Origin of the sequence: Oscillibacter sp. CU971 (genome assembly GCF_905219725.1) — a bacterium.
Taxonomy (GTDB): Bacteria; Bacillota; Clostridia; order Oscillospirales; family Oscillospiraceae; genus Oscillibacter.
Map to the genome: position 1 here is coordinate 1 of NZ_CAJMXG010000369.1, position 2317 is coordinate 2317.

Genomic DNA, 2317 nt, shown 5'->3' on the forward strand with positions numbered 1-2317 from the left:
GCCCAGGAGCGGGGCAGGCGGGCCGGGACGGAGAACGTCCCCGCCATCGCGGGCATGGCGGCGGCGCTGGAGGAGGCCTGCGCCCATCTAACGGAGAACGCCGTCCGGGTCTCCGCCCTGCGGGACAGGCTCATGGCGGGCCTCTCGGAGATCCCCCACAGCGTCCTGAACGGCGACCCGGCGAAGCGGCTCCCCGGCAATGTCAACTTCTGTTTCGAGGGCATCGAGGGAGAATCCCTGCTGCTCCTGCTGGACGACAAGGGGGTCTGCGCCTCCTCCGGGTCCGCCTGTACCTCCGGGTCCCTGGACCCCAGCCATGTGCTGCTGGCCATCGGGCGGCCCCACGAGATCGCCCATGGCTCCTTGCGCCTGACCATCAGCGAGGAGACGACGGAGGAAGAAATTGAATATTTGATCGAAGCCGTCCGGGACGCAGTTTCGTATCTGCGGAGTATGTCCCCCGTCTGGCGGGACCTGGAGAGCGGCAAAGCGCCGCATATCATCTAAGAGGAGGAATCAAATCATGGCTTTATACAGTGAAAAAGTGATGGACCATTTCCGCAATCCCCGAAATGTGGGGACCATCGAAAACGCCGACGGCGTGGGAGAAGTGGGCAACGCCAAATGCGGAGACATCATGAAGATCTATCTGAAAATCCGGGACGGCGTTATTGAGGACGTGAAATTCGAGACCTTCGGCTGCGGAAGCGCCATCGCCTCCAGCTCCATGGCCACGGAGCTCATCAAGGGAAAGCCGGTGTCCGAGGCCATAGCCCTGACCAACAAGGCCGTGGCGGAGGCCCTGGACGGCCTCCCGGCCCACAAGCTCCACTGCTCCGTCCTGGCGGAGGAGGCCATCAAGGCGGCGCTGAAAGACTACTACGACCGCCAGGGCATTGCCTATGATCCGGCTCAGTTCCCGGACTGCGCCCACTGTGAAGGCTGTGGGAGGTAGAGTCCTGGTCGCGATGAGCGGCGGCGTTGACTCTTCCGCTGCCGCNCTCTTGCTGAAGCGGCGGGGCTATGACTGCGCGGGCTGCACCATGAAGCTCTTTGACAGCGGGGATGCGGGACTCAGCCGCCGGACGTGCTGCTCCCTGGAGGACGTGGAGTACGCCCGNGCGGCGGCCTNCCGNCTGGGGATTCCCCACTGGGTGTTCAACTTCAAGGATGCCTTTCGGGCGGCGGTGATGGAGAAGTTCGCCGCCGGTTACGAAAGCGGCCTGACGCCCAATCCCTGCATCGACTGCAACCGGTATCTGAAATTCGGGAAGCTCCTGGACCGGGCCAGGATCCTGGGNTTTGACTATCTCGCTACCGGGCACTATGCGAGAATTGAACGGCAGGGGCAGCGCTATGCCCTGAAAAAAGCCCTGGACGAATCCAAGGACCAGAGCTATTTTCTCTACGGCATGACCCAGGACCAGCTGGCCCATACCCTGTTCCCTCTGGGAGGGCACCAAAAGTCCGAAGTCCGCAAAGCTGCCTGGGAAGCCGGACTCGCCAATGCGAGAAAACGGGATAGCCAGGATATTTGTTTCGCCCCAGACGGGGACTATGCCGCCGCCGTGGAGCGAATTTCCGGCAACGCCGCTGTCCCGGGGAACTTTGTGGATACCGCCGGAAGAGTCTTGGGAACGCACCGGGGCATTGTCCGCTATACCATCGGCCAGCGGCGGGGACTCGGCGTTTCCGCGCGAGAGCCTCTCTATGTCTGCGGGATTTCGGTCTGGGACAACACCGTTACCCTGGGCGGAAAAGAGGCGCTGCTCCGGGCCTGGATGGAAGTGGGAGCGTTTCATTGGATTTCCGGGACGGCTCAGGAGCGGCCGTTTCCCTGCGGCGTCAAGCTGAGAAGCACCCAAAAGGAGCTGCCTGCCACGGCTTATCCCGCCGAAAAAGGCCGGGTGTGCGTGGTATTTGACGAACCCCAGCGGGTTCCCGCGCCGGGCCAGGCGGCTGTGCTCTATGAGGGAGACACCGTGCTGGGCGGCGGCGAGATTCTCCCCTCGGCCTAGAAAAATGGCGAAGAGGCGGCACGGCTCTGGCTGAGATGATAGAGAACGGAGAGACAGTCACGATTTCTGTCTTTATTTTCCTAGGGGTCCATCCGTATGTAATTCACATTAACGTATTTTCTTCAAAATCCCCCCCTCCATTCCATGCACTTCGTCACATAGAATGTCAATATCATCCCGAACATGGCTTGCGATGATGATCAATTTACCGTTTTCCTTCATCTTTAATAAAACCATTCTTATATCTTCAACACCATTGCTATCAAGCGCATTCATCGGCTCATCCAATATAAGAATGT

Annotated in this window: 3 protein-coding genes and 1 pseudogene; 3 read left to right on the forward strand and 1 reads right to left on the reverse strand. The window is 60.3% G+C overall.

The window, feature by feature from the left end:
• The 3 genes from JX325_RS15490 to mnmA form a co-directional block, all read left to right on the forward strand.
• Positions 1-507, forward strand: a 507-nt coding sequence (locus tag JX325_RS15490) for an aminotransferase class V-fold PLP-dependent enzyme (protein ID WP_204791957.1), incomplete at its 5' end; no start/stop codon positions are given.
• 16 nt (positions 508-523) lie between these two features.
• The gene (gene nifU, locus JX325_RS15495) at positions 524-955 is read left to right on the forward strand and encodes a Fe-S cluster assembly scaffold protein NifU (RefSeq protein ID WP_204791958.1); all 432 of its coding nucleotides are present in this window, start codon (positions 524-526) and stop codon (positions 953-955) included.
• Entirely contained in the window at positions 903-2018 is a 1116-nt protein-coding gene (gene mnmA / locus JX325_RS15500) for a tRNA 2-thiouridine(34) synthase MnmA (RefSeq protein WP_204791959.1), read from the forward strand. Before nifU ends, mnmA begins: the two co-directional genes overlap by 53 nt.
• Before the next feature lie 108 nt (positions 2019-2126).
• On the opposite strand, the pseudogene JX325_RS15505 reads toward mnmA, so the two are convergent.
• Positions 2127-2317: pseudogene (locus JX325_RS15505) on the reverse strand (multidrug ABC transporter ATP-binding protein); the annotation flags it as partial.